The organism is Pseudomonas sp. NPDC087639 (assembly GCF_044743385.1).
Lineage (GTDB): Bacteria > Pseudomonadota > Gammaproteobacteria > Pseudomonadales > Pseudomonadaceae > Aquipseudomonas.
In genome coordinates, this window is the sequence record NZ_JBIUWI010000003.1 from 68,611 (window position 1) to 92,102 (window position 23,492).

The following is a 23,492-nucleotide window of genomic DNA, read 5'->3' on the forward strand; positions in this document are numbered from 1 at the left end:
AAGGCCGATACATGGACGCCATCGCTCCAGGCGGCCTGGGCGGCACCTACGCCGGTAGCCCGATCGCTTGCGCCGCGGCCCTGGCCGTGATGGAAGTGTTCGAAGAAGAACAACTGCTGGACCGCTGCAAGGCTGTTGGCGAGCGTCTGGTCATTGGCCTCAAAGCCATCCAGGCCAAGTACCCGGTGATCGGCGAAGTCCGTGCCCTGGGCGCGATGATTGCCGTCGAGCTGTTCGAAAACGGCGACAGCCACAAACCGAACGCTGCCGCTGTTGCGTCCGTTGTGGCCAAGGCTCGTGACAAGGGCCTGATCCTGCTGTCCTGCGGCACCTACGGCAACGTTCTGCGCGTACTCGTACCGCTGACCTCGCCGGACGAGCAACTGGACAAAGGTCTGGCGATCATCGAAGAGTGCTTCTCGGAGCTGTAAGGCCCGGCACCGTGTGATCGGATAGACAAAAAACCCGCTTCGGCGGGTTTTTTTCCGCCTCCTGAATCACATCCACAGGTTTAGTGCTGTATCGAATCGCCAGCATTGGCTAAGGTTCAGGCATTGCAAGGGAGAGCGCGCATGACTGCCGTTGTTTTACCCGCCGTACCCCGAGTGCTGATTGCCGAGGCCGACCCATGGTCTCGTGACCTGCTCAAACAAGTGTTGCTGAACGTGCGTTGCGATGCTCGTGTGGATCTGTGTGCCGACGGCCAGCAGGCCCTGGACATGCTGCGTGACGTGCCCTATGACCTGGCCATTGTTGATTGGGAATTGCCCGGTACCGATGGGCTGAACGTGCTGCGTAGCGTGCGTCAGCGTAAACGCAATCCGCCGCTGCCGTTCATTCTGATGAGCAGCCGTACCGATAGCGCCAGCGTGCGCGAAGCCCTGCCGCTGGCGCCGACCGCCTACCTCGCCAAGCCGTTGAACATGGAGAGCCTGACCGAGCGTTTGCAGGGTTTGCTGCTCAATGCCGGTGAAGAGGTGTTCTGTGAAGTGCCGACATTGGCGCCAGGCATGACCTTGTCGGTGTTCCTTGAGCGACGCCGCGAGCTGGCTGACGGCGCGCCATTGATGACCGATGTGCATGTGGCGGTCAAACGCAGCCTGAATCCCAACGGCCTTGATCTGAAGCTGCTGGAAGATGAGATAAAAACCGATCCGCAGATCACCGCCGTGTTGATCGCCGCCGCCAACAGTGCCGCGCAACACCATGGCACGGCGGTGCAGACGCTCGCGCAGGCGCTGCATCGGCTTGGCACTGGGCAGAGCATGAATCTGATTCTGGGTCTGGCGCTCAAGCGCAGCGCCAAGCTCAGTGATCCGTGTCTGGCGGATTACGCCGAGCGCTATTGGGGGTTGTCGCTGCACACCGCCGAGTACGCGCGCACCTTGGCGCGTCTGCTCGATCTGGATCAGGAGCGCTGCTATTGCGCAGGCATGCTGCATTGCTTGGGCGATCTCGCGCTGCTGCGCTGTTTGCAGGAGTGGAAGCAGGCGGGCGGTGAGTTGGATGAGTGGGAGGAAGTCGGCGACGCGTTAGCCGAATTCGGCGCGGCTTACGGTTCGGCGCTACGCACTCGCTGGCGGCTGCCGCTGGAGCTGCGCGAGTTGATTGCCTCGGTCTACCAGCTCGGTGGCGGAGTGTATTCCCGTGAGGCGCTGGTGATGAACATGGCGGCGCAAATGGCTCGCCTGACTGAGCATGAGGGCGTAGAGGAACTGGCGAAGAGTCGCACGGCGCGATTGCTCAAGATCGGGTTGCCGGAGTTGATGCGGATGCGTAAGTAACGTGCCTCGACAAACTCCAATCCTGTAGGAGCTGCGGCACGCTGCGATCTTTTGATCCTGTTTTTTAGAAGCAAGATCAAAAGATCGCAGCGTGCCGCAGCTCCTACATGGGTTATGTGTGGGGGGTCAGGCTGAGATGATCCGGTTCTTGCCCTGGCGCTTGGCTTCATACATCGCCGCATCCGCGCGGGCGAACAGGCTGTCGAGGCTCTCGTCCTCTACCGTGAGACTGGTCAGGCCCTGGCTCACGGTGATGCCAAAGGTCTGGCCTTCATGGCTGAAGTTCAAACGCTGAATCTGCTGTTGTAGCCGCTCGGCTACCTGCATGGCCATGTCTGGCGCGCAACCGGGAAACACCGCCGCAAACTCTTCGCCACCAATGCGCCCGAAAAGATCTCCCCGGCGTAGCGAGCCACGGCCGCACTCGGCGATCTGTTGCAACACGTTGTCGCCCTGCGGATGACCGTAACTGTCGTTGATCACTTTGAAGTCATCGATATCCAGCAGCAGAAAGGCCAGCTGCGCGCCTTGCAGGCGTGCCTGTTCGAATTCGTGATGGGCGCATTCGAAGAAGTGTCGGCGGTTGCTGCTTTGAGTCAGCACGTCGGTGGTGGCCAGGCGTTGCAGTTCGGTTTCCATCTGCTTTTTGTCGGTGATGTCCTCGGCAATGCCGACGATAATCACCGGTTGCCCGGGTTCGTCCTGACGATTGATAAAGCATTTGTCGCTGAGCCAGCGCACCTGGCCGTCGGCGGCGATGATGCGGTACTCGCGATCTTCCACGGCGCCTTGGTGCAGCACTTCGGCGAGGCTGCGTTCGGCGTAGTCCAGATCATCAGGGTAGATGCTGTCGCGCCACTGGTTGTAGTCGGCGAGCAAGAGCCCCGCTGAGCGGCCGAAAATCCGCTCATAGGCCGGGCTGACGTACAGCACCTGACGGGTTTCCCAGTTGAAGGCCCATAGCACGGCGTTGACGCTGACCAGAAGCGAGCTGAACAGTTGTTCGCGCTCACTGAGGCGGGCGACTTCGCCTTGGGCGTGCATCAGCGCCATCAAGGTTTGCGCGGCCTCGGGCCACTGCGGGAGGGATGAGTCTTTTTGGTTGTTATTGACCATCGGCACAGATCTCAGAGAGCGTGCCGTGTCGACAACAACGGCCACGCCTAAACCCGCCGGAATGGCGAAGTCTTTGAGATAGGGGATTTAGGGTGAAGTTCCGAAGGGTGCGCCCGGGAGTTCGGGCGCACCGATCAACGGTCTCAGACTGCCGCAGGACGCAGCGAGTAGGTTTTCAACTGGTCGGCAAATTCGCGCAGGGACTGGATGCCACTGGCTTCGGCCTCGTGAATCCATTCTTTGATGGCGGCGAGCATGTCGTGGCCATTTGCGCTGGTCTTGACCCAGATCTGCTGCAGGGCCAGGCGTTTTTCGTAAATTACTTTCAACGACTGGCTGTGCTCGAGCATGTTCTGGATGCGTGCGTGATGACGATCTTCCAACAGGCTGGTTTCCCGCGACAACAGGCGTTTGGCCCGGTGGAACTGGTGACGCACCGAATGATCCACCTTGGCCAGTTCCTGCTTGACCAGCGGGCCGATGACCAACTTGCGGTATTGGGCCATGATCTGGAAGCGGTTGTTGAGGATCGCCATGGCGGTGTCCATGTCCAGATTGCCCTTGCCTTCGACGCGATGGGCAATCGGCGCTACACGTTGCACCTTGGCCAGACGCAGGAAGCTGAAGACTTTGATCCACGCCCAACCGAGGTCGAACTCCCACTTCTTCACCGACAGCTTGGCCGAGTTAGGGTAGGTGTGATGGTTGTTATGCAGTTCTTCGCCGCCGATCAGGATGCCCCACGGCACCAGATTGGTCGCCGCGTCACGGCATTCGAAATTGCGGTAACCGATGGCATGGCCCAGACCATTGACCACGCCGGCAGCCCATACCGGGATCCACATCATCTGGATCGCCCAGATGGTGATGCCGATGGTGCCGAACAGCAGCAGGTCGATAACGCCCATGATCGCCACGCCCAGCAGCGGATAGCGGCTGTAGACGTTGCGCTCGATCCAGTCTTCCGGGCAATTCTTGCCGTAGATGCGCAGGGTTTCCGGGTTTTCGGCCTCGGCGCGATACAGTTCGGCGCCTTTGCGCAGAACGGTGGACAAACCCTTGACGACCGGACTGTGCGGGTCATCTTCGGTTTCGCATTTGGCATGGTGTTTACGGTGGATGGCGGTCCACTCGCGGGTGTTCTGCGCCGTGGTCAACCACAGCCAGAAGCGGAAAAAGTGTTTCAGGCCAGCATTCAGCTCCAGTGAGCGATGGGCCGAGTAACGGTGCAGATAGACCGTGACGGCGACAATTGTCACATGGGTCATCAGCAGGGTGACTGCGACCAGTGACCAGGCCGACAAGCCAAGAAAACCTTCGTACCACATAGGCTATAGGGCCCTCGATAAAGATAAAAACAGCCGTTGCATTATCACCAAGCACACAGATAAAACCAGTCGCCCTTTCAGATAAGAGTCGCTGGATGTTTCTTGACCTATAATTCCAACCTTTTTGTAGGGACATGGACGGCCGAATGTATGCCACTTATCGCGATGCCTTGCGTGCATCGCTGCTCTATCTCGTACTTGCGGTGGTCTGGCTGCAAGGTACTGATTATTTATTAAACAGTTTCTTCGATAACTCCGTTGATCTGGCGCGATGGCAACTGATCAACGGCTATGTCTTTGCGGCGTTCAGCGCCGGGCTGATCTTCCTGGCGCGGGCGCGGTTATGCGAATTTCTCGGCATTGGTGCGCGTCTGCGTGAGCGTCACGCTGATCGCGAACGCTTGCGTCAAGCGGCTGCGGTGTTCGACTGCACCCGCGAAGGCGTGCTGGTCACTGACCGCCGGGGCCTGATCGTGCACGTCAACCGCGCGTTCATCGAGATCACCGGTTATCAGCGCGATGAAGTCCTCGGCCAGCAACCCAGTCTGTTCAAGTCAGGCCACCATCCGCCGGGTTTCTATCAGGCGATGTTCGCGACGCTGGAAAGCCAGGGCGAGTGGAGTGGCGAGATCTGGAACCGTCGCAAAAGCGGCGAAATCTATCCGCAGTGGCAAACCATCCGCGTCATCCACGATGATCAAAAGAGCCAGGTCAGTCATTACGTCGCGGTGTTTTCCGACATCAGTGCGATCAAGCATTCCGAGCACGAACTCAAGCACCTTGCCCACCACGATCCGCTGACCGACCTGCCCAATCGCCTGCTGTTCGGCGACCGCGCCGAGCAGGCACTGGCTTCGGCGCAGACCCATAAGCGTGGCTGTGCGCTGCTGTTGCTCGATCTGGATCACTTCAAGATGATCAACGACAGCCTCGGGCATAACGTCGGCGACCGCTTGCTTAAAGCTGTGGCGGCGCGTTTGCAGGTGCTGTTCGGCACCGGCATCACGCTGGCGCGACTCGGCGGCGACGAGTTCGCGGTGCTGGCGGAAAGTTGTCCACAGCCCGGTCAGGCAGCGGCGCTGGGCCAGCGCATTCTCGACGCGCTCAAGGAGTCGTTTTGCATCGACGGCCACGAACTGTTCATCAATGCCAGCATCGGCATCAGCCTGTTTCCCAGTGATGCGTTGAGTGCCGATCAACTGTTGCGTAATGCCGATGCGGCATTGTTCAAGGCCAAGGGCAGCGGGCGAAACGGTTACGCGTTGTACACCGAAGAACTCACCGCCCATGCCCAACAGCGAGTTGAGATTGCCTTCGAATTGCGCCGAGCGCTGGAGCAGCAGGAGCTACGGGTTTATTACCAACCGGTGCATGACCTGAAAACCAGTCGCTTGATCGGCGTTGAAGCCTTGGTGCGCTGGGAGCATCCGCAGCGCGGTCTGGTGTCGCCGGCGGAGTTTATTCCGATTGCCGAGCGTACCGGGTTGATCGCCGAAATCGACGCCTGGGTGATGCAGCAGGCTTGCCGACAGATGTGCCAATGGCAGCAGGCCGGGGTGGTACTGGCGTTTGTCGCGGTGAATGTTTCGTCGCGGCTTTTCGCCCGGCGCGAGCTGTATCAGCAGGTGGCGCAGGTGCTGCGCGATACCGGGCTGGATCCGGCGTATCTCGAACTGGAAGTGACCGAAAGCGCGGTGATGGACGATCCGGAAGTGGCGCTTGAGCAGATGCATCGCTTGCGCGAATTGGGCATTCGTCTGGCCATCGATGATTTCGGCACCGGCTATTCTTCGCTGTTGCGACTCAAGCGCTTGCCCGTGCAGAAGCTCAAAATCGATCAGGGTTTCGTCGCTGGATTGCCGTGGGACGAGGATGACGCTGCAATTGTCCGGGTGATCATCGCGCTGGCCCGCAGCATGGGCATGCAGGTGCATGCCGAGGGGATCGAGCAGGCTGAGCAGGCGGCATTTCTGTTGGCGCAGGAGTGCGATCTGGGGCAGGGCTACTGGTTTGGGCGGCCGGTGCCGGCGTTGGATATAGATTGGGCACGCGCCCCGGTGATTGGCTGAACCCCTCTGTGGCTGAAGGAAATTATTGTGGCGAGGGGATTTATCCCCGATGGGTCGCGCAGCGATCCCAAAAAATGGGACTGCTGCGCAGTCCATCGGGGATAAATCCCCTCACCACTAGGTTTCATGCAGGTTTCAAACGCGATGAACACCGTGCAGACCCTTGCCCTCTCTCATAATGTTTTCTAGTTATATAAACATTCTTAAATAGTCTTTTTAAGAATATCTATGCCTCTCTTATATTGCTCCCACGCCGAACGCAGTGCCGCCCACTGCCAGGCAAATCCCATTCAAAGGAGCAGCACCATGAGCGCATCCCTTCGCAGCGTTGACGGTCAGGACGAAGCCACCATCTTGCGTGAAATCCAGAGTGCCCTGCGCGATCTGCGGTTCGGCGCGGTGGAGATCACTGTGCACAACGCTCAAGTCGTCCAGATCGAACGCAAAGAGAAATTCCGTTTGCAGCAGCCGGGCAACAAGCCGAGCTAAAAAGATCGTCCGATCGCGGCCCGAGCCTTCGGCAGCTCCTACAGGGGGCTGTGTGCACGAGCTGGCGAAGGCGGCGATCTTTCAGCGGGACCCGATTCCAGCAGTACATAAGAAAAAGCCACCACCCAGAATTCCAGGAGCTTTCACCATGTCGTCGATTCGCCGTTACGCTTTGGCCGCCCTGGCCAGCGCTGTGTTTGCCGGTTCCGCGGTTGCCAAGGATTACGAGCTGCTCAACGTGTCGTATGACCCGACGCGCGAGCTGTATCAGGACTACAACGCCGAATTCATCAAGTTCTGGCAGAAGGACCATGCCGGCGACACCGTGAAAATCCAGCAGTCCCATGGCGGCTCGGGCAAGCAGGGCCGTGCGGTGATCGATGGCCTGCGTGCCGACGTGGTGACCCTGGCCCTGGCCGGTGACATCGACGAAATCGCCAAACTCGGCAAGACGCTGCCGGCCGACTGGCAGAAGCGTCTGCCGGAAGCGAGCACGCCGTACACCTCGACCATTGTGTTCCTGGTGCGCAAGGGCAACCCGAAAGGCATCAAGGACTGGGGCGATCTGGTCAAGAACGACGTCTCGGTGATCACGCCGAACCCGAAAACCTCCGGCGGTGCGCGCTGGAACTTCCTCGCCGCGTGGGCCTACGGCCTGAAAGCCAACGGCGGCAGCGAAGAAAAAGCCAAAGAGTACGTGCAGACGCTGTTCAAGCACGTGCCGATTCTCGATACCGGCGCTCGCGGCTCGACCATCACCTTCGTCAACAACGGTCAGGGTGACGTGTTGCTGGCTTGGGAGAACGAAGCATTCCTGGCGCTGAAAGAAGATGGCGGCGCGGACAAGTTCGACATCGTCGTGCCTTCACTGTCGATCCTCGCCGAACCACCGGTGGCCGTGGTCGACAAGAACGCAGCGAAGAAGGGTAACGAGCAGATCGCCGAAGCCTATCTAAAGCATCTCTACAGCCCGGCCGGTCAGGAAATCGCGGCGAAGAATTTCTACCGCCCTCGTGATAAGGACGTGGCCGCCAAATACGCCCAGCAGTTCCCGAAACTGGAACTGGTGACCATCGACAAGGACTTCGGCGGCTGGAAAACCGCGCAACCGAAATTCTTCAATGACGGTGGCGTGTTCGACCAGATTTATCAGGCGCAGTAAGTTTTCATAGCCATAAACAAGCCCCGGATTTACCTTCGGGGCTTCGCGCGTTTTTTAACCAGGGACTTTTATGTCGCGTCGTATCTCCCCCGTCATACCCGGCTTCGGGCTGACGCTGGGTTACACCTTGGTGTACCTCAGCCTGATTGTGCTAATCCCGCTGGCGGCGATGTTCATTCACGCCTCGCAGCTCACCTGGGATCAGTTCTGGACGATCATCTCTGCGCCGCGCGTACTGGCTGCACTGAAGCTGAGCTTCGGCACCGCGCTGTGTGCCGCGATCATCAACGGCATCATCGGCACACTGCTGGCCTGGGTGCTGGTGCGCTACACCTTCCCGGGGCGCAAGGTCATCGACGCGATGATCGATCTGCCGTTCGCCCTGCCGACGGCCGTGGCCGGTATCGCGCTGACCGCGCTGTACGCGCCGGCCGGCCTGGTCGGCCAGTTTGCCGCCGACCTCGGCTTCAAGATCGCCTACACCCCGTTGGGTATCACCCTCGCATTGACCTTCGTGACCCTGCCGTTCGTGGTACGCACGGTGCAACCGGTGCTGGCCGATATCCCCCGTGAAGTCGAAGAAGCCGCCGCCTGCCTCGGTGCCAAACCGTGGCAAGTGTTCCGCCACATTCTGGTGCCGGCGCTGCTGCCCGCGTGGCTGACCGGTTTTGCCCTGGCGTTTGCCCGTGGTGTTGGCGAGTACGGTTCGGTGATTTTCATCGCCGGCAACATGCCGATGAAAACCGAGATTCTGCCGCTGCTGATCATGGTCAAACTCGACCAATATGATTACACCGGCGCCACTGCCATCGGCGTGCTGATGCTGGTGGTTTCCTTCGTCCTGTTGCTGCTGATCAACTTGCTGCAGCGGCGCATCGAAACCCCATAAGGAGGCGCGAACATGTCCCAATCGTCTATTGCGGCCGCTTCCTCGGCCAACGCTGCGCGTCGCGGCAGTGCCACGTCGCGGCGCATTCTGATCGGTCTCGGCTGGCTGATCTTTTTCCTGTTTTTGCTGCTGCCGCTGTTCATCGTGGTGTCGCAGGGCTTGAAGAACGGTCTCGGCGCGTTCTTTACCGCGATCTTTGAACCGGATGCTCTTTCGGCACTGAAGCTCACCGTGTTCGCCGTGCTGATTTCGGTGCCGCTGAACCTGGTGTTCGGCGTCAGCGCCGCGTGGTGCGTGAGCAAATACTCGTTCCGCGGCAAGAGCATGCTGGTGACGCTGATCGACCTGCCGTTCTCGGTGTCGCCGGTGATCGCAGGTCTGGTCTACGTGCTGATGTTCGGCGCTCAGGGTCTGTTCGGGCCGTGGTTGCAGGATCACGACATTCAGATCGTCTTTGCGCTGCCGGGCATCGTGCTGGCGACGATTTTCGTCACCGTGCCGTTCGTGGCCCGTGAACTGATCCCGCTGATGCAGGAGCAGGGCACTCAGGAAGAGGAAGCCGCGCGTCTGCTCGGCGCCAATGGCTGGCAGATGTTCTGGTACGTCACCGTCCCCAACATCAAGTGGGGCCTGATCTATGGCGTGGTGCTATGTACCGCGCGGGCCATGGGTGAGTTCGGTGCGGTGTCGGTGGTTTCCGGGCACATTCGCGGGGTGACCAACACCTTGCCGCTGCACGTCGAGATCCTCTACAACGAATACAACCACGTGGCCGCGTTCGCCGTGGCGAGCCTGTTGCTGATCCTGGCGCTCTTTATCCTGCTGGCCAAGCAGTGGAGCGAAAACCGTATCAACCGCCTGCGCGCCAGCGCCGCGGAGGAATAATTCATGTCGATCGAAGTGCGTAACGTCAGCAAGAATTTCAATGCGTTCAAGGCGCTGGACAACATCAGCCTGGACATTCACAGCGGTGAACTGGTCGCGCTGCTCGGCCCGTCGGGCTGCGGCAAGACTACCTTGCTGCGCATTATTGCCGGTCTGGAAACCCCGGATCAGGGCAACATCGTGTTTCACGGTGAAGACGTGTCCGGCCACGACGTGCGGGATCGCAACGTCGGCTTCGTGTTCCAGCACTACGCCTTGTTCCGGCACATGACGGTGTTCGACAACGTCGCGTTCGGCCTGCGCATGAAACCGAAAAACCAGCGCCCGACTGAAAGCCAGATCGCAACCAAGGTTCATGAACTGCTGAACATGGTGCAACTGGACTGGCTGTCGGATCGCTACCCGGAGCAACTGTCCGGTGGTCAGCGTCAGCGGATCGCGCTGGCCCGTGCCTTGGCGGTGGAGCCGAAGGTGCTGCTGCTCGACGAACCCTTCGGCGCCCTCGACGCCAAGGTGCGTAAAGAACTGCGCCGCTGGCTCGCGCGTTTGCACGAAGACATCAACTTGACCTCGGTTTTCGTGACCCACGACCAGGAAGAAGCGATGGAAGTTGCCGACCGTATCGTGGTGATGAACAAAGGTGTGATCGAGCAGATCGGCTCACCGGGCGACGTCTACGAAAACCCGGCCAGTGATTTCGTTTATCACTTCCTCGGTGATTCGAACCGTCTGCACTTGGGCGATGACAACCACGTACTGTTCCGTCCGCATGAAGTGTCGCTGTCGCGGCATGAGCTGGAGGATCACCACGCCGCCGAAGTCCGCGATATCCGGCCGCTGGGCGCGACCACGCGGGTGACGTTGAAGGTGGAAGGGCAGACAGATCTGATCGAGGCCGAAGTGGTGAAGGATCACGACAGCCTGACGGGCCTGGCCAAGGGTGAGACCCTGTTCTTCAAGCCGAAGGTCTGGCAGAAAGTCGCCAGCATTTAAAATCAAAAGCTTCGCGAGCAGGCTCGCTCCCACATTTGGAATGCATTTCCCTGTGGGAGCGAGCCTGCTCGCGAAAGCTATCTAGACAGCCGCCCGATTCGGATTGACCCGCACCGCCCCCGCCCGCGCCTCGATCTGCTCTTTCAACTCCTGCCGCATCCCGAGCAGGAACGCCAACTCGGCCACGACAAACAGCGGCCCGACAATCAGCCCGCTCACATCATCGACAAACGCCGGTTTGCGCCCTTCATAGTGGTGCCCGACAAACTGAATCACCCAGCCAATCACAAACATTGCCAGACCACTGCTCAGCCAGACCATGGTGCTCTGCTGCGCCAGTACATGCCCGGCCCACACCGAAAGCCCCATCAGCACTGTCATCAGCACGCCGAGCTTCACTTCCAGGCGCAGGTAAAACCCCGCCGAAGCGAGCGCCACGATCACGGCCGGTGAAATCCACAACCCGCCCAACGACCATTCCGGACGCGACAGCAAAACCGCCACCGCCACCACAATCAGCGGAATGCCGATAAAGTGGCTGGCAATGTTGCGCGGGTCACGGTGGTAGGCGGCATATTGACTCAAGTGATCGACGAGGCTTTTCATTGTTGTTCCTCCTGTAGGGTGATTGCAGCATGCCCCGGGTTGAGCGTTCGTTCTGTCAGGCAGCCGACAATCAGGAGATTTCATGGATATGCGTTCACGGCTGCTGACCGGGCAGTGGTTCAGTCATTTGCCTGCGTCCTTTCAGGATAGTCTGCTGGCGGCGGCCCGGGAGCGGCGGCTGACGGCGGGGCAGCGCCTGTTTCAGCGTGGCGATCCACCGTGCGGTTTGTACGCCGTGCTCGATGGCGCCGTGCGTATCAGCGCGGTGAGTGAGCAGGGCAAGGAAGCGTTGTTGAGTCTGGTGGAGGCGCCGCACTGGTTCGGCGAAATTTGTCTGTTCGACGGTCAGCCACGCACCCATGACGCCTTCGCCGTCGGGCCGTGCACGTTGCTGAATATTCCGCAGAATACAATGCTGAAATTGCTCGACGAGCAACCGGTGTACTGGCGGCACCTGGCGCTGTTGATGAGCCATAAGCTGCGCCTGACGTTTATCAATCTCGAACAGTTGAGTCTGCTGCCAGCGCCGGCGCGGCTGGCGCATCGCTTGCTGATGATCGCCGAGGGCTATGGCGAGATTGATGCGCCCCGTCGAGTGCTGCAACTGCCGCAGGAGCAGTTGGCGTCGATGCTCTCGCTGTCACGGCAAACCACCAATCAGATTCTCAAGGAGTTGCAGGGGCAGGGGATTATTGGCTTGGCTTACGGTGAGATCGAAATTCTTGATGCGGTGCGATTGCGTGCGCTGGCCACAATCTAATAATTCACATCGATCAATGTAGGAGTGAGCCTTTGTGGTGAGGGGATTTATCCCCGATGGGTGGCGCAGCCGCCCCAAACCTGCAATGAAAAGTTCGGCGACTGCTACGCAGTCGGTCGGGGATAAATCCCCTCACCACAGAGCTCACTCTTACACGGACAAGGTGTGTGGCTCAGGAACCGCGATAGGTCGAGAAACCATATGGGCTCAGCAGCAACGGGATGTGATAGTGCTGATCCGTCTGTTTCACTTCGAAAATCACCGGAATCTCCGGAAAGAACGTTTCGTGTTGGGTCTTTTTGAAGTACTCACCGGTCTTGAACACCACCCGGTATTCACCTGCTTCGAACGGCTGTTTGGCCGGGAACAGTTCGGCGATGCGCCCTTGTTCGTTGGTGGTGCCTTCGGCCAACGGCTGCCAGTTCTGGCCGACGTGTTTTTCCAGCGTCACGTTGACGCCCGGCGAAGGCAGGCCATTTTCCAGGTTGAGCACGTGGACGCTCAGCGGGTTGCCGGCGGCCAGGGCCAGGCTTGAGAAAGCACTCAGGCCGAGTGCGGCGAAGGTCATGCGCAGGGTCGTCATGATGAAACTCCTTATTGGGAACGGGTGATGGACAGGCCGGCCTTGTCGGCGGCGCGGGTGGCACAGGTTTCGTCTTGCTCGCCGCCACCGGAACCGGCCACGCCCATGGCGCCGACCAATTCATTGCCAGCGAACAGCGGAATGCCGCCGCCAAGCAGCAGCAATTCGTCGAGGGTGTTGAGGTTGGCGGTTTCCGGGTTGCTGCGAGCGCGCTCGGCGAACAAGCGGGTTGGGGTTTTCGTCGACAGCGCCGTGTAGGCCTTGCGCTGACTGGCAGCGGTGTTGTGCGGGCCGACACCGTCGCCACGCATCGTCACCAGCAAGTTGCCGCCACGGTCGAGCACCGACACCGTGCCGGTACAATTGCCCATCGCGGTATCGGCCAGCAGGCGTGCGGTTTTCAGGTCGAGATCAGCGTGGCGCGGCAGTTCAGGGGCGGCGAAAACACTGGCGCTGAGGCCGATGGCCAAGCTGGCAACAAGGTATTTGACGGTCATGAGCAGGCTCCTAAAGCGAAGGTCGCCACCTTAGCCGCCGGACTTCGTCAGAACCTCGTCAGTCGGATTACAAGTTTGTAATGGGCAACGCCGCCGAAGGCGCCTAGCCTGTGTGCCTGATCAATCGAGGTGTGCCATGCGTTTGCTGGTCGTAGAAGATGAAGCCAAAACCGCCAATTTCCTTGCCAAAGGGCTGGGCGAGTCCGGATTCGCCGTGGATGTGGCGCTCAATGGCCTCGACGGGCGCTATTTCATCGAGCAGCAGGAATACGACCTGATCATCCTCGACGTGATGTTGCCGGGCCTCAACGGCTGGCAATTGCTGCAACTGATCCGCCAGCGCGGCGCCACGCCGGTGCTGTTCCTGACCGCCAAGGACGCCATCGAAGACCGCGTGCGCGGCCTCGAACTGGGCGCCGACGATTACTTGCTCAAACCCTTCGCCTTCGCCGAATTGCTCGCGCGCGTGCGCACATTGCTGCGGCGCGGGCCGATGCGCGAGGCCGAGTCGTACAGCATCGCCGATCTGGAAATCGACGTGCTGCGCCGCCGCGTCAGTCGTGGCGGCCAGCGCATTTCCTTGACCAACAAGGAATTCGCGCTGCTGCATTTGCTCGCCAGTCGTCAGGGCGAAGTGTTGTCGCGCACGCTGATTGCCTCGCAAGTGTGGAACCTGAATTTCGACAGCGACACCAACATGGTCGAAGTCGCGGTGCGTCGTTTGCGCTCCAAGGTTGACGATCCGTACATGCCGAAACTTATCCACACCGTGCGCGGCGTCGGTTATCAACTGGAAGCGCCTGACGATGCGCTCTAGGTCGATCGCCTGGCGCCTGGCGCTGGCGTTCGCCGTCGTCTGCGCCTTGGTACTGAGCGCGATCGGCGTGTTCCTTTACCGCTCGCTCGCTGCGGAAATCGCCTGGCGCGACGATCTGGCTTTGCTCGGTCGACTGGAGCAGGTACGCGCCTTGCTCGCCGACAGCGACAGCCTCGACGCCTTGCAGGCGCGGCCACGGCTGTACCAGAACATGCTGGGCAATCTCGACAGCCTGTTGCTGGTGCGACGCGCCGACGGCTCCAGCGTGATCAGCATCAACCCGCGCCAGCGCGAATTACCGGCGCTCAACGCCATCCCTCGCGATCAAGCGCCGCAGCGCCGTGACGTGCTGACCTGGCAGGCGCCGGACGGTGCAGAGGTGGCGTTGTTGTCCGGCGAAGCCCAAGGGCCGAGCGGCGAGTCGCTGACCGTGATCGCCGGCAAGGTGTTAAGCGAACGCGAGCAGATGCTCGCCAGTTATCGCATGCGGCTGTACCTGGCGATCGGGCTCGGCGCGCTGCTCGCTTTTGCGTTGGGGTTGCTGTTGCTGCGCCGTGGTCTGCAACCGTTGCGCCAGTTAAGCGAAGCGGTGCGCGGCATCGATCTGCGCAGTCTCGATCAGCGTTTGCCCGCCACTAATACACCCGCCGAATTGCTCGAACCGGTGCAAGCCTTGAACGGCATGCTGGCGCGTCTGGAGGACAGCGTGCAGCGCCTGTCGCAGTTCTCCGCCGACCTCGCCCACGAGATTCGCACGCCGCTGCACACCTTGCTCGCCAGCAACGGCCAGGCACTCAATCACCCGCGCAGCACGGCGGAATATCAGGAAGTGCTGGCGTCGAACATGGAAGAGTTCGAGCGACTCAAGCGCATGGCGGAAAACCTGATGTTCCTCGCCCGCGCCGAACAGGCCGAGCGTGCGCTCGACCTGCGCAGCCTGGATCTGCAGGAAGTGGGTGGCGAACTCTGTGATTACTTCGAAGCGCTGGCCGACGACCGCGACCTTCGGCTCGAAAACCAGTTGCACGGCGAGCTCCGCGCCGACCAGCAACTGCTGCAACGTGCCCTCGGCAATCTGCTCGCCAACGCGGTGCGGCATGCCGATCCAGGCACCACGATCTGCCTGCGTCGCTGCGATGAGCCGGGCGTTTGCTGGTTGCAGGTACACAACCACGGCCCGGCCATTGGCGCCGAGCATCTGGGCAAACTGTTCGACCGCTTCTACCGCGTCGACCCGGCCCGCGCCGAGCCGGGTGATTCGGGCGGATTAGGGTTGGCAATTGTGCAATCGATCATGCAACTGCATGGCGGGCAGGTGCGGGTGAGCAGTGATGCGGCGGGCACTGTTTTTGAGCTGGGGTTTGTGGTGAGCCAGTGATTACTTCTTGATCACTCGGAATTAGGCTAACCTTGTTCAATGAGTGCATCAAATACGATGCAAAGTTAATTAAATAATTCTATTTGCATCGTAAGTAATGCAGGAAATGGCAATGGAACAGCTTGGTGAATTGATTAGAGCCCTGCGCAAGGCGAACAACATGTCTCAACAGGCGTTGGCTCAGCAATACGGTATGAGTCGCGCGACGATCTCGGGAATCGAAAACAACACGGTCTCCGAAATCGGATTGCGCAAAGTAGAAGCGATCCTGAACGGGTTCGGCTATGAGTTGATGGCGGTTCCGCGTCAGTCCCGGCGCCCGACACTCGATACGCTGCAAAAGGTAAATTTCCATGACTGAGTCGACGGATCGATTGAACGTCTGTGTCGGCGGGCAAGCGGCAGGCACTCTGGGGCGCGGGCAAGCGCGAGTTGATAGCGTGTTCAGTTACCGCGAAGAAACCAGTGCCGAAAACGCCGTGTCACTGACAATGCCGTCCCGGCTGGAAAGTTATGGTTGGGAGCATGGCATCCATCCGGTTTTCGAGATGAATCTGCCGGAAGGTGCGCTACGTGATGAGCTGGTTCGGCGCTTCAGTAAAGCGGTTCGCGGATTCGATGATTTTGCATTGCTGGCCATTGTCGGCCCCTATCAGCTCGGTCGGTTATCCATTGCCAGCGCATCGACGACGGATCGCCCACCCGAAACGTCGCTGGCTGATCTGCTGGTGCACGATGGTGCGCAAGACCTGTTCGAGGATTTGTTGCAAACCTATGGTCATTATTCCGGAGTATCAGGTGTGCAGCCCAAAGTGCTGGTACGTGACAGTGCGGCCGCCATTGATCGCCTGACTCATCGAGGGTCTACCCACTTGGTCAAAGCTTTTCGTGCCGATGAATATCCGCAGTTGGCAACCAACGAATACTTTTGCATGCGTGCCGCGCAACACAGCGGGCTTGAAGTGCCGAAGTTCGAGCTCAGCGAGCATGGCAAGTTTCTGGTTATCGAGCGCTTTGACTTGAGCGCTACGGGCTACCTCGGTTTTGAAGACTTCTGCGTGCTCAACGGCTGGCCGTCGAAAGCCAAATACGACGGCTCTTACGAAGGTGCGGCCCGGCAGATCAAAGCGTTTGTTTCACCTGCATTGCTCAATCAGGCACTGGAAGCGTTTTTCAGAATTGTAGCTTTGTCTGCAGGGCTGAAAAATGGCGACGCGCATCTGAAAAATTTCGGTGTGTTGTACGAAAATTGTGGCGAGGAGTCTGCAGTCAGGCTTGCGCCGGCTTACGACATCATCACCACCTCGGTTTACATTAAGAATGACAGTATGGCGTTGCTGTTAGGCGGCTCGAAAGCTTGGCCAAAGCACAAAATGCTGATGCGATTTGGTCGTACGGCCTGCAATTTGACTGAGGCTCGTTGCAATGAATTACTGCAGCAAGTTGCTGACGGCATGCGAGTGGCAATGGATGAAATGTCTGAGTACAGCGTCACTCATCCTGCATTTGCCAATGTGGGTACTGCAATGGTCGAACAATGGTCATCCGGTATGGAGCGCAGCCTGATTAAAGGCTGACGTTCAGCGCAACTGATCGCGAAACTGCCCCGGCGTCATCCCCGTCCAGCGCTTGAACGCGCGGCTGAAGCTGCTGGTGTCGGCAAAGCCCAGCAGATAGCTCACCTCACTCAACGAACACTGCGGATCGCGCAGGTGCAGCAGCGCGAGGTTCTCGCGGCTCTCGTTGAGCAACGTATCGAAACGACAACCTTCATCGGCCAGATGCCGTTGCAGGCTGCGCAGGCTCAGGTGTAAGGCCTGAGCGATGCGTTCGGCGCTTGGCTCACCTTCGGGCAGTTGTTCTTCGATGGCGTCGCGCACCTTGCGCTCCCAGGTCAGCGGTTTGAGCTGTGCCATGGTGCGTTCGAGCACCGCCTCATTGTGTTCGGCCAGTTCCGGGTTGGCGTCGTCGAGGTGGCTGTCGAAGTCCTCGATGGCGAATTCCAGGCGATCTTCGCTGGAGGCGAAATGCACCGGAGCACGAAAGACTTTGTGCCACTGATGCGCATCGACAGGTTCTGTGCGGCGCAGGTATACCGCCAGCGGCGCGTAATCACGGCCGAGGCGATTGCGGCAGGTGCGCACGTAGATCGCGGCAAAGGCATCGATCGCTTCGAAGGCTGGCGCAGGATTGCCTGACGGTATCTTCAGACGGAACAGATAGCGGTCGTCGCTGCGGCTCAGATCCAGTTCCAGCGCATCGCTGACCACCGGGTGATAACGCACGATGCGCTCGAACACCTCACGCAAACTGCCGCTGGCCACCAGCGCATAACCGAGCGCGTGGAACGTAGTCGGGCTGACGAATCGTGACACGCGCAAACCGATTGCCGGATCGCCGCTGACCTGCACGGCAATCTGCCACAGGCGCGTGGTGCCGGACAGCGGATAGCGGGCGTTGGGATCGTCCATCAGCTGTGGATCAAGCCCGGCCTTTTGGCACAGGTCAATACTGTCCAGCCCCAGCGCATCGAGTTGCTTGCGCAAGGCACGGGTCCAACTGGCGAGGGAGGTCGGTTCCTTCATGCTGATTGGCGCTTCCGGTCAACAGGTTGGCGTTCTCGGCTACCGCATTTCGCACCCATGCAAGGCAGGATGCGAACATCAATACCCAGAGGATGGAAGCATGGACGGTACTTCTGCAAGTCCCCCGCGACACAATGCTGCCCAGCGATCAGCGCATATTCGCGAAGTGGTGCTGGCCAAGGGCATCGAACTGCGTGAGCGTTACCCGATTCTCAAGCATCAGGATGCGCTAGGCGCGGGGATTCTGGCCTTCGCGTTGGCCGGGATGATCGGTTCGGCAGCGCTGTACATCACTGGCCACATGGCTTGGTGGGTATGCCTGCTGCTCAACGCGTTTTTTGCGTCGTTGACCCATGAACTTGAGCACGACCTGATCCACAGCATGTATTTCCGCAAACAGCGCGTGCCGCACAACCTGATGATGGGCCTGGTCTGGCTGGCGCGGCCGAGTACGATCAATCCGTGGATTCGCCGTCATCTGCACCTTAATCACCACAAGGTCTCCGGCACTGAAGCCGACATGGAAGAGCGCGCGATCACCAACGGCGAACCATGGGGCTTTGCGCGTCTGCTGATGGTCGGCGACAACATGATGTCGGCCTTCATCCGTTTGCTGCGGGCGCCAACCTGGGCGCACAAGTGGAGCATTCTCAAGCGGGTGTTCAAGGTCTACGCGCCGCTGGCGCTGGTGCATTGGGGTGCGTGGTATGTGTTTTTGGGCTTTCATGCGGCCAATGGCATCGCCTATCTGCTGGGTTCGCCGATCGAATGGTCGATGACCACGCTGGCGGTAATGTCGGTGATTGATATCGCCGCCGTGGTGATCATCGGCCCGAATGTTCTGCGCACGTTTTGCCTGCACTTCATCAGTTCGAACATGCATTACTACGGGGATGTCGAGCCGGGCAATGTGCTGCAGCAATGTCAGGTATTGAACCCGTGGTGGCTGTGGCCGTTGCAGGCGTTCTGCTTCAACTTTGGCAGCAGTCACGGAATTCATCATTTTGTGGTGAAGGAGCCGTTTTACATCCGCCAGATGACCGTGCCGGTGGCGCATAAGGTGATGCGGGAGATGGGGGTTCGGTTTAATGATTTCGGGACGTTCGGGCGGGCGAACCGGTTTGTTCGGCGGGATGACGTTGCGAATGAAAGGGTACGTACAGTCCGGGCTTGATGGGTGATTTTCAACGTCCTCTTCGCGAGCAGGCTCGCTCCCACATTGGATCGGGTTAACGAATCCACATGTGGGAGCGAGCCTGCTCGCGAATGCAATCTGTCAGGCAACATCTAATCCGGCTGAAACGGCGAAGCACTCAAAATCACCCCGGTTTCTTCCACATACTGCTGCCAATGCCCGATCAACGTGCTGAGCTTGTCAGGCTGCTTCAGCGCCAGATCATGAATCTCCCCCGGATCACTGGCCAGATCATAAAGCTGCCACGTCGCCGGCCCCACCGGCCCCGGGATCCACACCGCTTTCCACGACCCTTGGCGAATCGCCCGGCGCCCGAACAATTCCCACCCTGTCACCGTGTGCTCGTCATGCACCTGCGCCGTTTCGCCGGACAAAAAGCCCAGCCACGATTTACCGCGCAACGGCGCGACCGGTTTGCCGCGCCAGTGTTTGCCCGGATGACGCACGCCAGCCAGATCAAGAATGGTCGGGGTGATGTCCATCACCGTGCCGAAGCCATGGCTGATCTGCCCCTTCAAAGGCAATTGCGGATAGTGCAGCAGCGCCGGGACGCGAATCCCACCCTCAGTGGTGAATGCCTTGAACAACCGCGACGGCGCGGTGGCGACTTGCGCCCAGCTCGGCCCGTACCAGACGTAGGAATTGGCCCGGCCAATGTTGTCGAGGCTGTTGTCGTAATGCTGATTCAGATACGTCATCAACTCCGGACCGAATTTCGGAAACGCTTCAAGCAGCGCGCCTTCGGCACCGTTGTCGGACATGAACAGGATGAACGTGTTGTCGAGTTGTCCTTGCTGGCGCAGGTAATCGACGACTCGGCCGATGTTCCAGTCCATGCGCTCAACCATCGCCGCGTAGACCTCCATTGCCCGCGCGGAAATCTGCTTTTGCTCGACGCTTAGGGCGTCCCACTGCGCGGTCAACTCGATCAGTGGATGCGGCTCGACGTCTGGCTCGATCAGCCCCAGTGCCTTGAGTTTTTCCAGGCGTTCGAGGCGCAAGACTTCTGGGCCGGCGTCGTAGCGGCCACGGTATTTCTCGACAATGTCGGCTGGCGCCTGCAACGGCCAGTGCGGTGCGGAAAACGGCAAGTAAGCGAAGAACGGGCGGGTCTGATCGCGCTCCTTGAGGTATTGCAGCAACTTGTCCCCGAAGGCATCGGACGAGTAGAAATCCTTGGGCAGTTCGTCGACGAACGTGTCGTCCTCGATGTACAGCGCCGGGGTGGATTTCAGCAGGCCGGGCGTGTGTTCATCGTAGGTCGGCTCGAAACCGTAATGGTTGGCCGCGCCCGGCAACAGCGAGAACGAACGCTCGAAACCGCGTGCGTGTGGCGCCAGTTCAGCCGTCAGGCCCAGGTGCCATTTGCCGCTCATCAATGTCTGGTAACCAGCCTCGCGCAGCAGTTCGGGCAGCGCGACGACGCGGTCGTTGAGGTAGCCCTCATAGCCCGGTTTGCCGATCAGTTCCGGCGTCAGTGCTTCGGCCATGGTGCCGATGCCGGCGATGTGGTGATCGGTGCCGGTCAGCAGCATCGAACGGGTCGGCGAGCAGGTTGGCGCGGTGTGGAAATCGGTCAGGCGCAGGCCGTTGTTGGCCAGGGCATCAAGGTGCGGCGTGGCGATTTCACCGCCGAACGCACCGAGGTCGGAGAAGCCGAGATCATCGGCCAGAATCACCAGAAAATTGGGACGTTGCGGCATCGAAAACTCCTGTTCAGCAGGCAATGAACGACAGCGGCAGATCGCGGATCTGTGCTGGCGGGGTCGGTTGGTAATGATCGTCGCTGGTCAGCTCGTGGAGCAGCTCTTCGCGCAACTGATGGAAGTCGAAACTGCTGCGCTGACGCGGATGGGGCAGGGCGATGTCGACCACTTGCTTGATCCGCCCCGGACGCGGCTCCATCACCACCACACGATCGGCCAGGAAGATCGCTTCTTCGACGTCGTGGGTGACGAGGATCGTGGTGATTTTTGCCCGGTTGCGGATCGCCAACAGTTCGTCCTGCATCTGTTGACGGGTCAGTGCGTCGAGGGCTCCGAAAGGCTCGTCGAGCAGCAGAATGCGTGGGCTGGCGACCAAACCGCGAGCGATCGCCACGCGCTGCGCCATGCCGCCGGAGAGCTGGTGCGGATAGGCGCGGGTGAAGTCGCGCAGGCCGACCAGATCGATGAAATCGTTGATACGTTGCTGCTTTTGCGCAGCGCTCAGCGGTTCGTTGACCAAGCCGAGGCCGATGTTGTCGGCAACCGTCAGCCACGGGAACAAACGGTGTTCCTGAAAGACGATACCGCGCTCGCCACCGATGCCGCTGACGGCTTTGCCATCGACGGTGATCTGCCCGCGAAACTGCGTATCGAGGCCCACCAGCAAGCGCAGCAACGTGGATTTGCCACAGCCGCTGGAGCCGACGATGGCGACGAATTCGCCCTCGGCGATGTCCAGGTTGAATTCGCGAATTGCCTCCAGTTCGAAACCGTCGACGTCGAAGGATTTGCCTACATGATTGAAGCTGACAATCGTTGCGTTCATGCGTGTCTCCAGCGGGTCGCGCGAATTTCCAGGCGTTGGCCAATGAGGTTGAGCAGGGCGCCGGTCAGGCCGACGAGGAGCATGCCGGCCATGATCAGGTCCATGCGCAGCAGTTGTTGCGCCCCGATCATCTGGCTGCCGATGCCGCCGTTGGATGGCATGAAATATTCGGCGCCGATGGTGCCGAGCCAGGCGTAGATCAGGCTCAGGCGAAGCCCGGCGAAGATCCCCGGTGCGGCGCCCGGAAGCACCAGTCGACGCAAACGCTGGCCAAGGTTCAGGCGCAGTACTTGCGCCGCTTCATTGAGTTGCGGCGAGAGGTTGGTGACGCTGCGTTGGGTGGCGATAAACAGCGGAAAGAATGCGGCGAGGGCGACGAACACCCACTTGGCCAATTCGCCCAGACCGAACCACGCGGTGAGCAGCGGCACCCAGGCGAAAATCGCGATCTGGCGGATCGATGCGAGCGTCGGGCCGAGCAGGCGTTCGCTGATGTGCGACAGGCCCAACAGCAAGCCCAGGGCAAAACCGAGCCCACCGCCCAACAGCAAACCACCGAGGGTGCGGCCCAGGCTGAGTCCCATGCCGCTGATCAGCGTGCCATCGAGCAAGCCGTCCCATGTTGTACTCAACACGGCCAGCGGGCTCACCAGAATGTTCGCGTCGACCCACTGCTGATCGCTCGCCAATTGCCACAGCGCGAACAAGCCCAGCGGTAGCAGCCACGGTTGCACCCGCTGCCAGCCTTCATAGCGTGGGCCGCGACGAATTTCGGCGGTGGCCGGGTGTGGCCAGTGCAGCAGTTTTTTGTCCAGCAGACCGATGCCGCGATCCATCGCCACGCCGATCAGGCCGATGACCACGATGCACACGAAAACGATGTCGAGCATGAACAGCTGGCGCGCCCAGACCATCAGGTACCCGATGCCTTCACTGGAGGCCAGCAGTTCAACCGCCAGCAACGATGTCCAACCGGCGGCCAACGCCAGGCGCACACCGGCCATGAACGCGGGAAGGGCGGCGGGCAGGACCAGGCGGCGGATCAGCAAATGCGCCGGCAGCCGCAACACCGCGGCGGCTTCGCGCAGTTTCGGTTGGGCATCGCGTACGCCGACCAAGGTGTGCAGCGTCACCGGGACCACAATGGCTTTGATCAGCACCACCAGTTTCAGTACTTCGCCGATGCCGAAAAACACCATGAACAGGGGAATCCACGCCAGCGTCGGCACCTGCGCGAGACCGGCGAAAGTAGGGAAGATCAAACGTTCGAGGCGACGGTTGAAGCCCAGCGCGGCACCGAGCACGGCGCCCGCCGAAACCCCGGCGAGCAGTCCCCAGAACAGCCGTTGCAGACTGATCCACAGATGACCCCACAACTCGCCCTGAGACAGTTCGACCGCGCTGTTCCAGACCAATGACGGCGCCGGCAGAATCTGTTCGCTCATCCATTGGTTGCGCGCGGCCAGCCACCACAGCGCGAACAGACTGAGCGGCAGCAGCCACGGCAACAGGCGTTGATTGAGGCTTGGCCCCGTGCGGCGCGTTTTGAGCGGTGGCGCCGGCAGCGGCAGGCTGAGCAAGGAATCACGGGCCATGGGGTGACCTCCGTTGTCGGGTTGCAGACAGACCTGTATGCAAAATTGATCTAACAAAATTCAAATTAATGCTATTGGGAGATAAGCCAGACCATTTAAGGCTTCTGGCCCACACGCATCCAATGCATTCGAAGAATATTTTCGATGCTGTCAATGCATACGCCGCTGCAGGCCTTATCGCTGCTTGCTTAGCGCTAAAAGCTATAAAAATGTGAATTTATAGTATTTA

At 59.9% G+C, this 23,492-nt stretch carries 22 protein-coding genes and 1 pseudogene; 14 read left to right on the forward strand and 9 right to left on the reverse strand.

Translation table 11 applies throughout. From position 1 onward, the window contains the following. Both ACIOVB_RS03090 and ACIOVB_RS03095 read left to right on the forward strand, forming a co-directional pair. Positions 1 to 431, forward strand: a pseudogene (locus ACIOVB_RS03090) (aminotransferase class III-fold pyridoxal phosphate-dependent enzyme); the annotation flags it as partial. Positions 432 to 572: 141 nt separating this feature from the next. Next, positions 573 to 1,784, forward strand: coding sequence for an HDOD domain-containing protein (locus ACIOVB_RS03095; RefSeq protein WP_401264710.1), 1,212 nt, complete (start codon positions 573 to 575; stop codon positions 1,782 to 1,784). Between the two features lie 126 nt (positions 1,785 to 1,910). On the opposite strand, the gene ACIOVB_RS03100 is transcribed toward ACIOVB_RS03095, so the two are convergent. After that, complete coding sequence (locus ACIOVB_RS03100) at positions 1,911 to 2,900, reverse strand: GGDEF domain-containing protein (RefSeq protein WP_401264711.1); 990 nt, start codon at positions 2,898 to 2,900, stop codon at positions 1,911 to 1,913. A 143-nt stretch (positions 2,901 to 3,043) separates the two neighbouring features. Then, positions 3,044 to 4,228 (reverse strand): delta-9 fatty acid desaturase DesA, encoded by a 1,185-nt coding sequence (desA, locus tag ACIOVB_RS03105; RefSeq protein WP_401264713.1) that lies wholly within the window; start codon positions 4,226 to 4,228, stop codon positions 3,044 to 3,046. 146 nt (positions 4,229 to 4,374) lie between these two features. Between desA and dibA the strand changes: the two genes are divergently transcribed. The 6 genes from dibA (at position 4,375) to ACIOVB_RS03135 (ending at position 10,715) form a co-directional block, all read left to right on the forward strand. Further along, positions 4,375 to 6,297, forward strand: coding sequence for a phosphodiesterase DibA (gene dibA, locus ACIOVB_RS03110; RefSeq protein WP_401264716.1), 1,923 nt, complete (start codon positions 4,375 to 4,377; stop codon positions 6,295 to 6,297). A 306-nt stretch (positions 6,298 to 6,603) separates the two neighbouring features. Further along, entirely contained in the window at positions 6,604 to 6,786 is a 183-nt protein-coding gene (gene oscA / locus ACIOVB_RS03115) for a sulfur starvation response protein OscA (RefSeq protein ID WP_022643503.1), read from the forward strand. A 148-nt stretch (positions 6,787 to 6,934) separates the two neighbouring features. Then, a complete protein-coding gene (locus tag ACIOVB_RS03120; RefSeq protein WP_401264719.1) occupies positions 6,935 to 7,948 on the forward strand; it encodes a sulfate ABC transporter substrate-binding protein in 1,014 nt (337 codons plus the stop codon). A gap of 70 nt (positions 7,949 to 8,018) precedes the next feature. Next, the gene (gene cysT, locus ACIOVB_RS03125) at positions 8,019 to 8,837 is read left to right on the forward strand and encodes a sulfate ABC transporter permease subunit CysT (protein WP_095191636.1); all 819 of its coding nucleotides are present in this window, start codon (positions 8,019 to 8,021) and stop codon (positions 8,835 to 8,837) included. A 12-nt stretch (positions 8,838 to 8,849) separates the two neighbouring features. Next, positions 8,850 to 9,722, forward strand: a complete 873-nt coding sequence (gene cysW / locus ACIOVB_RS03130) for a sulfate ABC transporter permease subunit CysW (RefSeq protein WP_305440789.1) — start codon at positions 8,850 to 8,852, stop codon at positions 9,720 to 9,722. Positions 9,723 to 9,725: 3 nt separating this feature from the next. Then, on the forward strand, positions 9,726 to 10,715 hold the full coding sequence (locus tag ACIOVB_RS03135) for a sulfate/molybdate ABC transporter ATP-binding protein (RefSeq protein ID WP_401264721.1): 990 nt from the start codon (positions 9,726 to 9,728) through the stop codon (positions 10,713 to 10,715). Between the two features lie 81 nt (positions 10,716 to 10,796). Here ACIOVB_RS03135 and ACIOVB_RS03140 read toward each other — a convergent pair whose 3' ends face one another. After that, positions 10,797 to 11,321 (reverse strand): DUF962 domain-containing protein, encoded by a 525-nt coding sequence (locus ACIOVB_RS03140; protein WP_401264723.1) that lies wholly within the window; start codon positions 11,319 to 11,321, stop codon positions 10,797 to 10,799. An 82-nt stretch (positions 11,322 to 11,403) separates the two neighbouring features. On the opposite strand from ACIOVB_RS03140, the gene ACIOVB_RS03145 reads away from it, so the two are divergent. Then, positions 11,404 to 12,081, forward strand: a complete 678-nt coding sequence (locus ACIOVB_RS03145; protein ID WP_187681339.1) for a Crp/Fnr family transcriptional regulator — start codon at positions 11,404 to 11,406, stop codon at positions 12,079 to 12,081. Between the two features lie 172 nt (positions 12,082 to 12,253). Here ACIOVB_RS03145 and uraH read toward each other — a convergent pair whose 3' ends face one another. After that, positions 12,254 to 12,664 (reverse strand): hydroxyisourate hydrolase, encoded by a 411-nt coding sequence (uraH, locus tag ACIOVB_RS03150; protein WP_401264726.1) that lies wholly within the window; start codon positions 12,662 to 12,664, stop codon positions 12,254 to 12,256. 11 nt (positions 12,665 to 12,675) lie between these two features. Then, positions 12,676 to 13,161: a heme-binding protein gene (locus ACIOVB_RS03155; RefSeq protein ID WP_401264728.1), complete on the reverse strand. Its 486-nt coding sequence runs from the start codon at positions 13,159 to 13,161 to the stop codon at positions 12,676 to 12,678. 136 nt (positions 13,162 to 13,297) lie between these two features. On the opposite strand from ACIOVB_RS03155, the gene ACIOVB_RS03160 reads away from it, so the two are divergent. The 4 genes from ACIOVB_RS03160 to ACIOVB_RS03175 all read left to right on the forward strand — a co-directional run bounded on the left by ACIOVB_RS03160 (position 13,298) and on the right by ACIOVB_RS03175 (position 16,933). Continuing rightward, positions 13,298 to 13,978 (forward strand): heavy metal response regulator transcription factor, encoded by a 681-nt coding sequence (locus ACIOVB_RS03160; RefSeq protein WP_095191643.1) that lies wholly within the window; start codon positions 13,298 to 13,300, stop codon positions 13,976 to 13,978. Next, a complete protein-coding gene (locus ACIOVB_RS03165; protein ID WP_401264731.1) occupies positions 13,968 to 15,356 on the forward strand; it encodes a heavy metal sensor histidine kinase in 1,389 nt (462 codons plus the stop codon). The genes ACIOVB_RS03160 and ACIOVB_RS03165 overlap by 11 nt, the downstream gene beginning before the upstream one ends. A gap of 112 nt (positions 15,357 to 15,468) precedes the next feature. Then, the gene (locus tag ACIOVB_RS03170) at positions 15,469 to 15,717 is read left to right on the forward strand and encodes a helix-turn-helix domain-containing protein (protein ID WP_187679347.1); all 249 of its coding nucleotides are present in this window, start codon (positions 15,469 to 15,471) and stop codon (positions 15,715 to 15,717) included. Continuing rightward, a complete protein-coding gene (locus tag ACIOVB_RS03175; RefSeq protein ID WP_401264734.1) occupies positions 15,710 to 16,933 on the forward strand; it encodes a type II toxin-antitoxin system HipA family toxin in 1,224 nt (407 codons plus the stop codon). The genes ACIOVB_RS03170 and ACIOVB_RS03175 overlap by 8 nt, the downstream gene beginning before the upstream one ends. Before the next feature lie 3 nt (positions 16,934 to 16,936). On the opposite strand, the gene ACIOVB_RS03180 is transcribed toward ACIOVB_RS03175, so the two are convergent. After that, positions 16,937 to 17,941 carry an AraC family transcriptional regulator gene (locus ACIOVB_RS03180; RefSeq protein WP_401264736.1) on the reverse strand — a complete coding sequence of 335 codons (1,005 nt, stop codon included), beginning with the start codon at positions 17,939 to 17,941 and terminating at the stop codon, positions 16,937 to 16,939. Between the two features lie 100 nt (positions 17,942 to 18,041). Here ACIOVB_RS03180 and ACIOVB_RS03185 point away from each other — a divergent pair, with 100 nt between their 5' ends. Continuing rightward, positions 18,042 to 19,115, forward strand: coding sequence for a fatty acid desaturase (locus ACIOVB_RS03185; protein WP_401264738.1), 1,074 nt, complete (start codon positions 18,042 to 18,044; stop codon positions 19,113 to 19,115). A 113-nt stretch (positions 19,116 to 19,228) separates the two neighbouring features. Here the strand turns inward: ACIOVB_RS03185 and ACIOVB_RS03190 are convergent, their stop codons facing one another. The 3 genes from ACIOVB_RS03190 to ACIOVB_RS03200 are packed head-to-tail and all read right to left on the reverse strand — an operon-like array spanning position 19,229 to position 23,263. Continuing rightward, positions 19,229 to 20,839: an arylsulfatase gene (locus ACIOVB_RS03190; protein WP_401264741.1), complete on the reverse strand. Its 1,611-nt coding sequence runs from the start codon at positions 20,837 to 20,839 to the stop codon at positions 19,229 to 19,231. Between the two features lie 13 nt (positions 20,840 to 20,852). Then, positions 20,853 to 21,668 (reverse strand): ABC transporter ATP-binding protein, encoded by an 816-nt coding sequence (locus ACIOVB_RS03195; protein ID WP_401264744.1) that lies wholly within the window; start codon positions 21,666 to 21,668, stop codon positions 20,853 to 20,855. Beyond that, positions 21,665 to 23,263: an ABC transporter permease gene (locus ACIOVB_RS03200; protein ID WP_401264746.1), complete on the reverse strand. Its 1,599-nt coding sequence runs from the start codon at positions 23,261 to 23,263 to the stop codon at positions 21,665 to 21,667. Before ACIOVB_RS03200 ends, ACIOVB_RS03195 begins: the two co-directional genes overlap by 4 nt. Positions 23,264 to 23,492 lie beyond the last annotated feature (229 nt).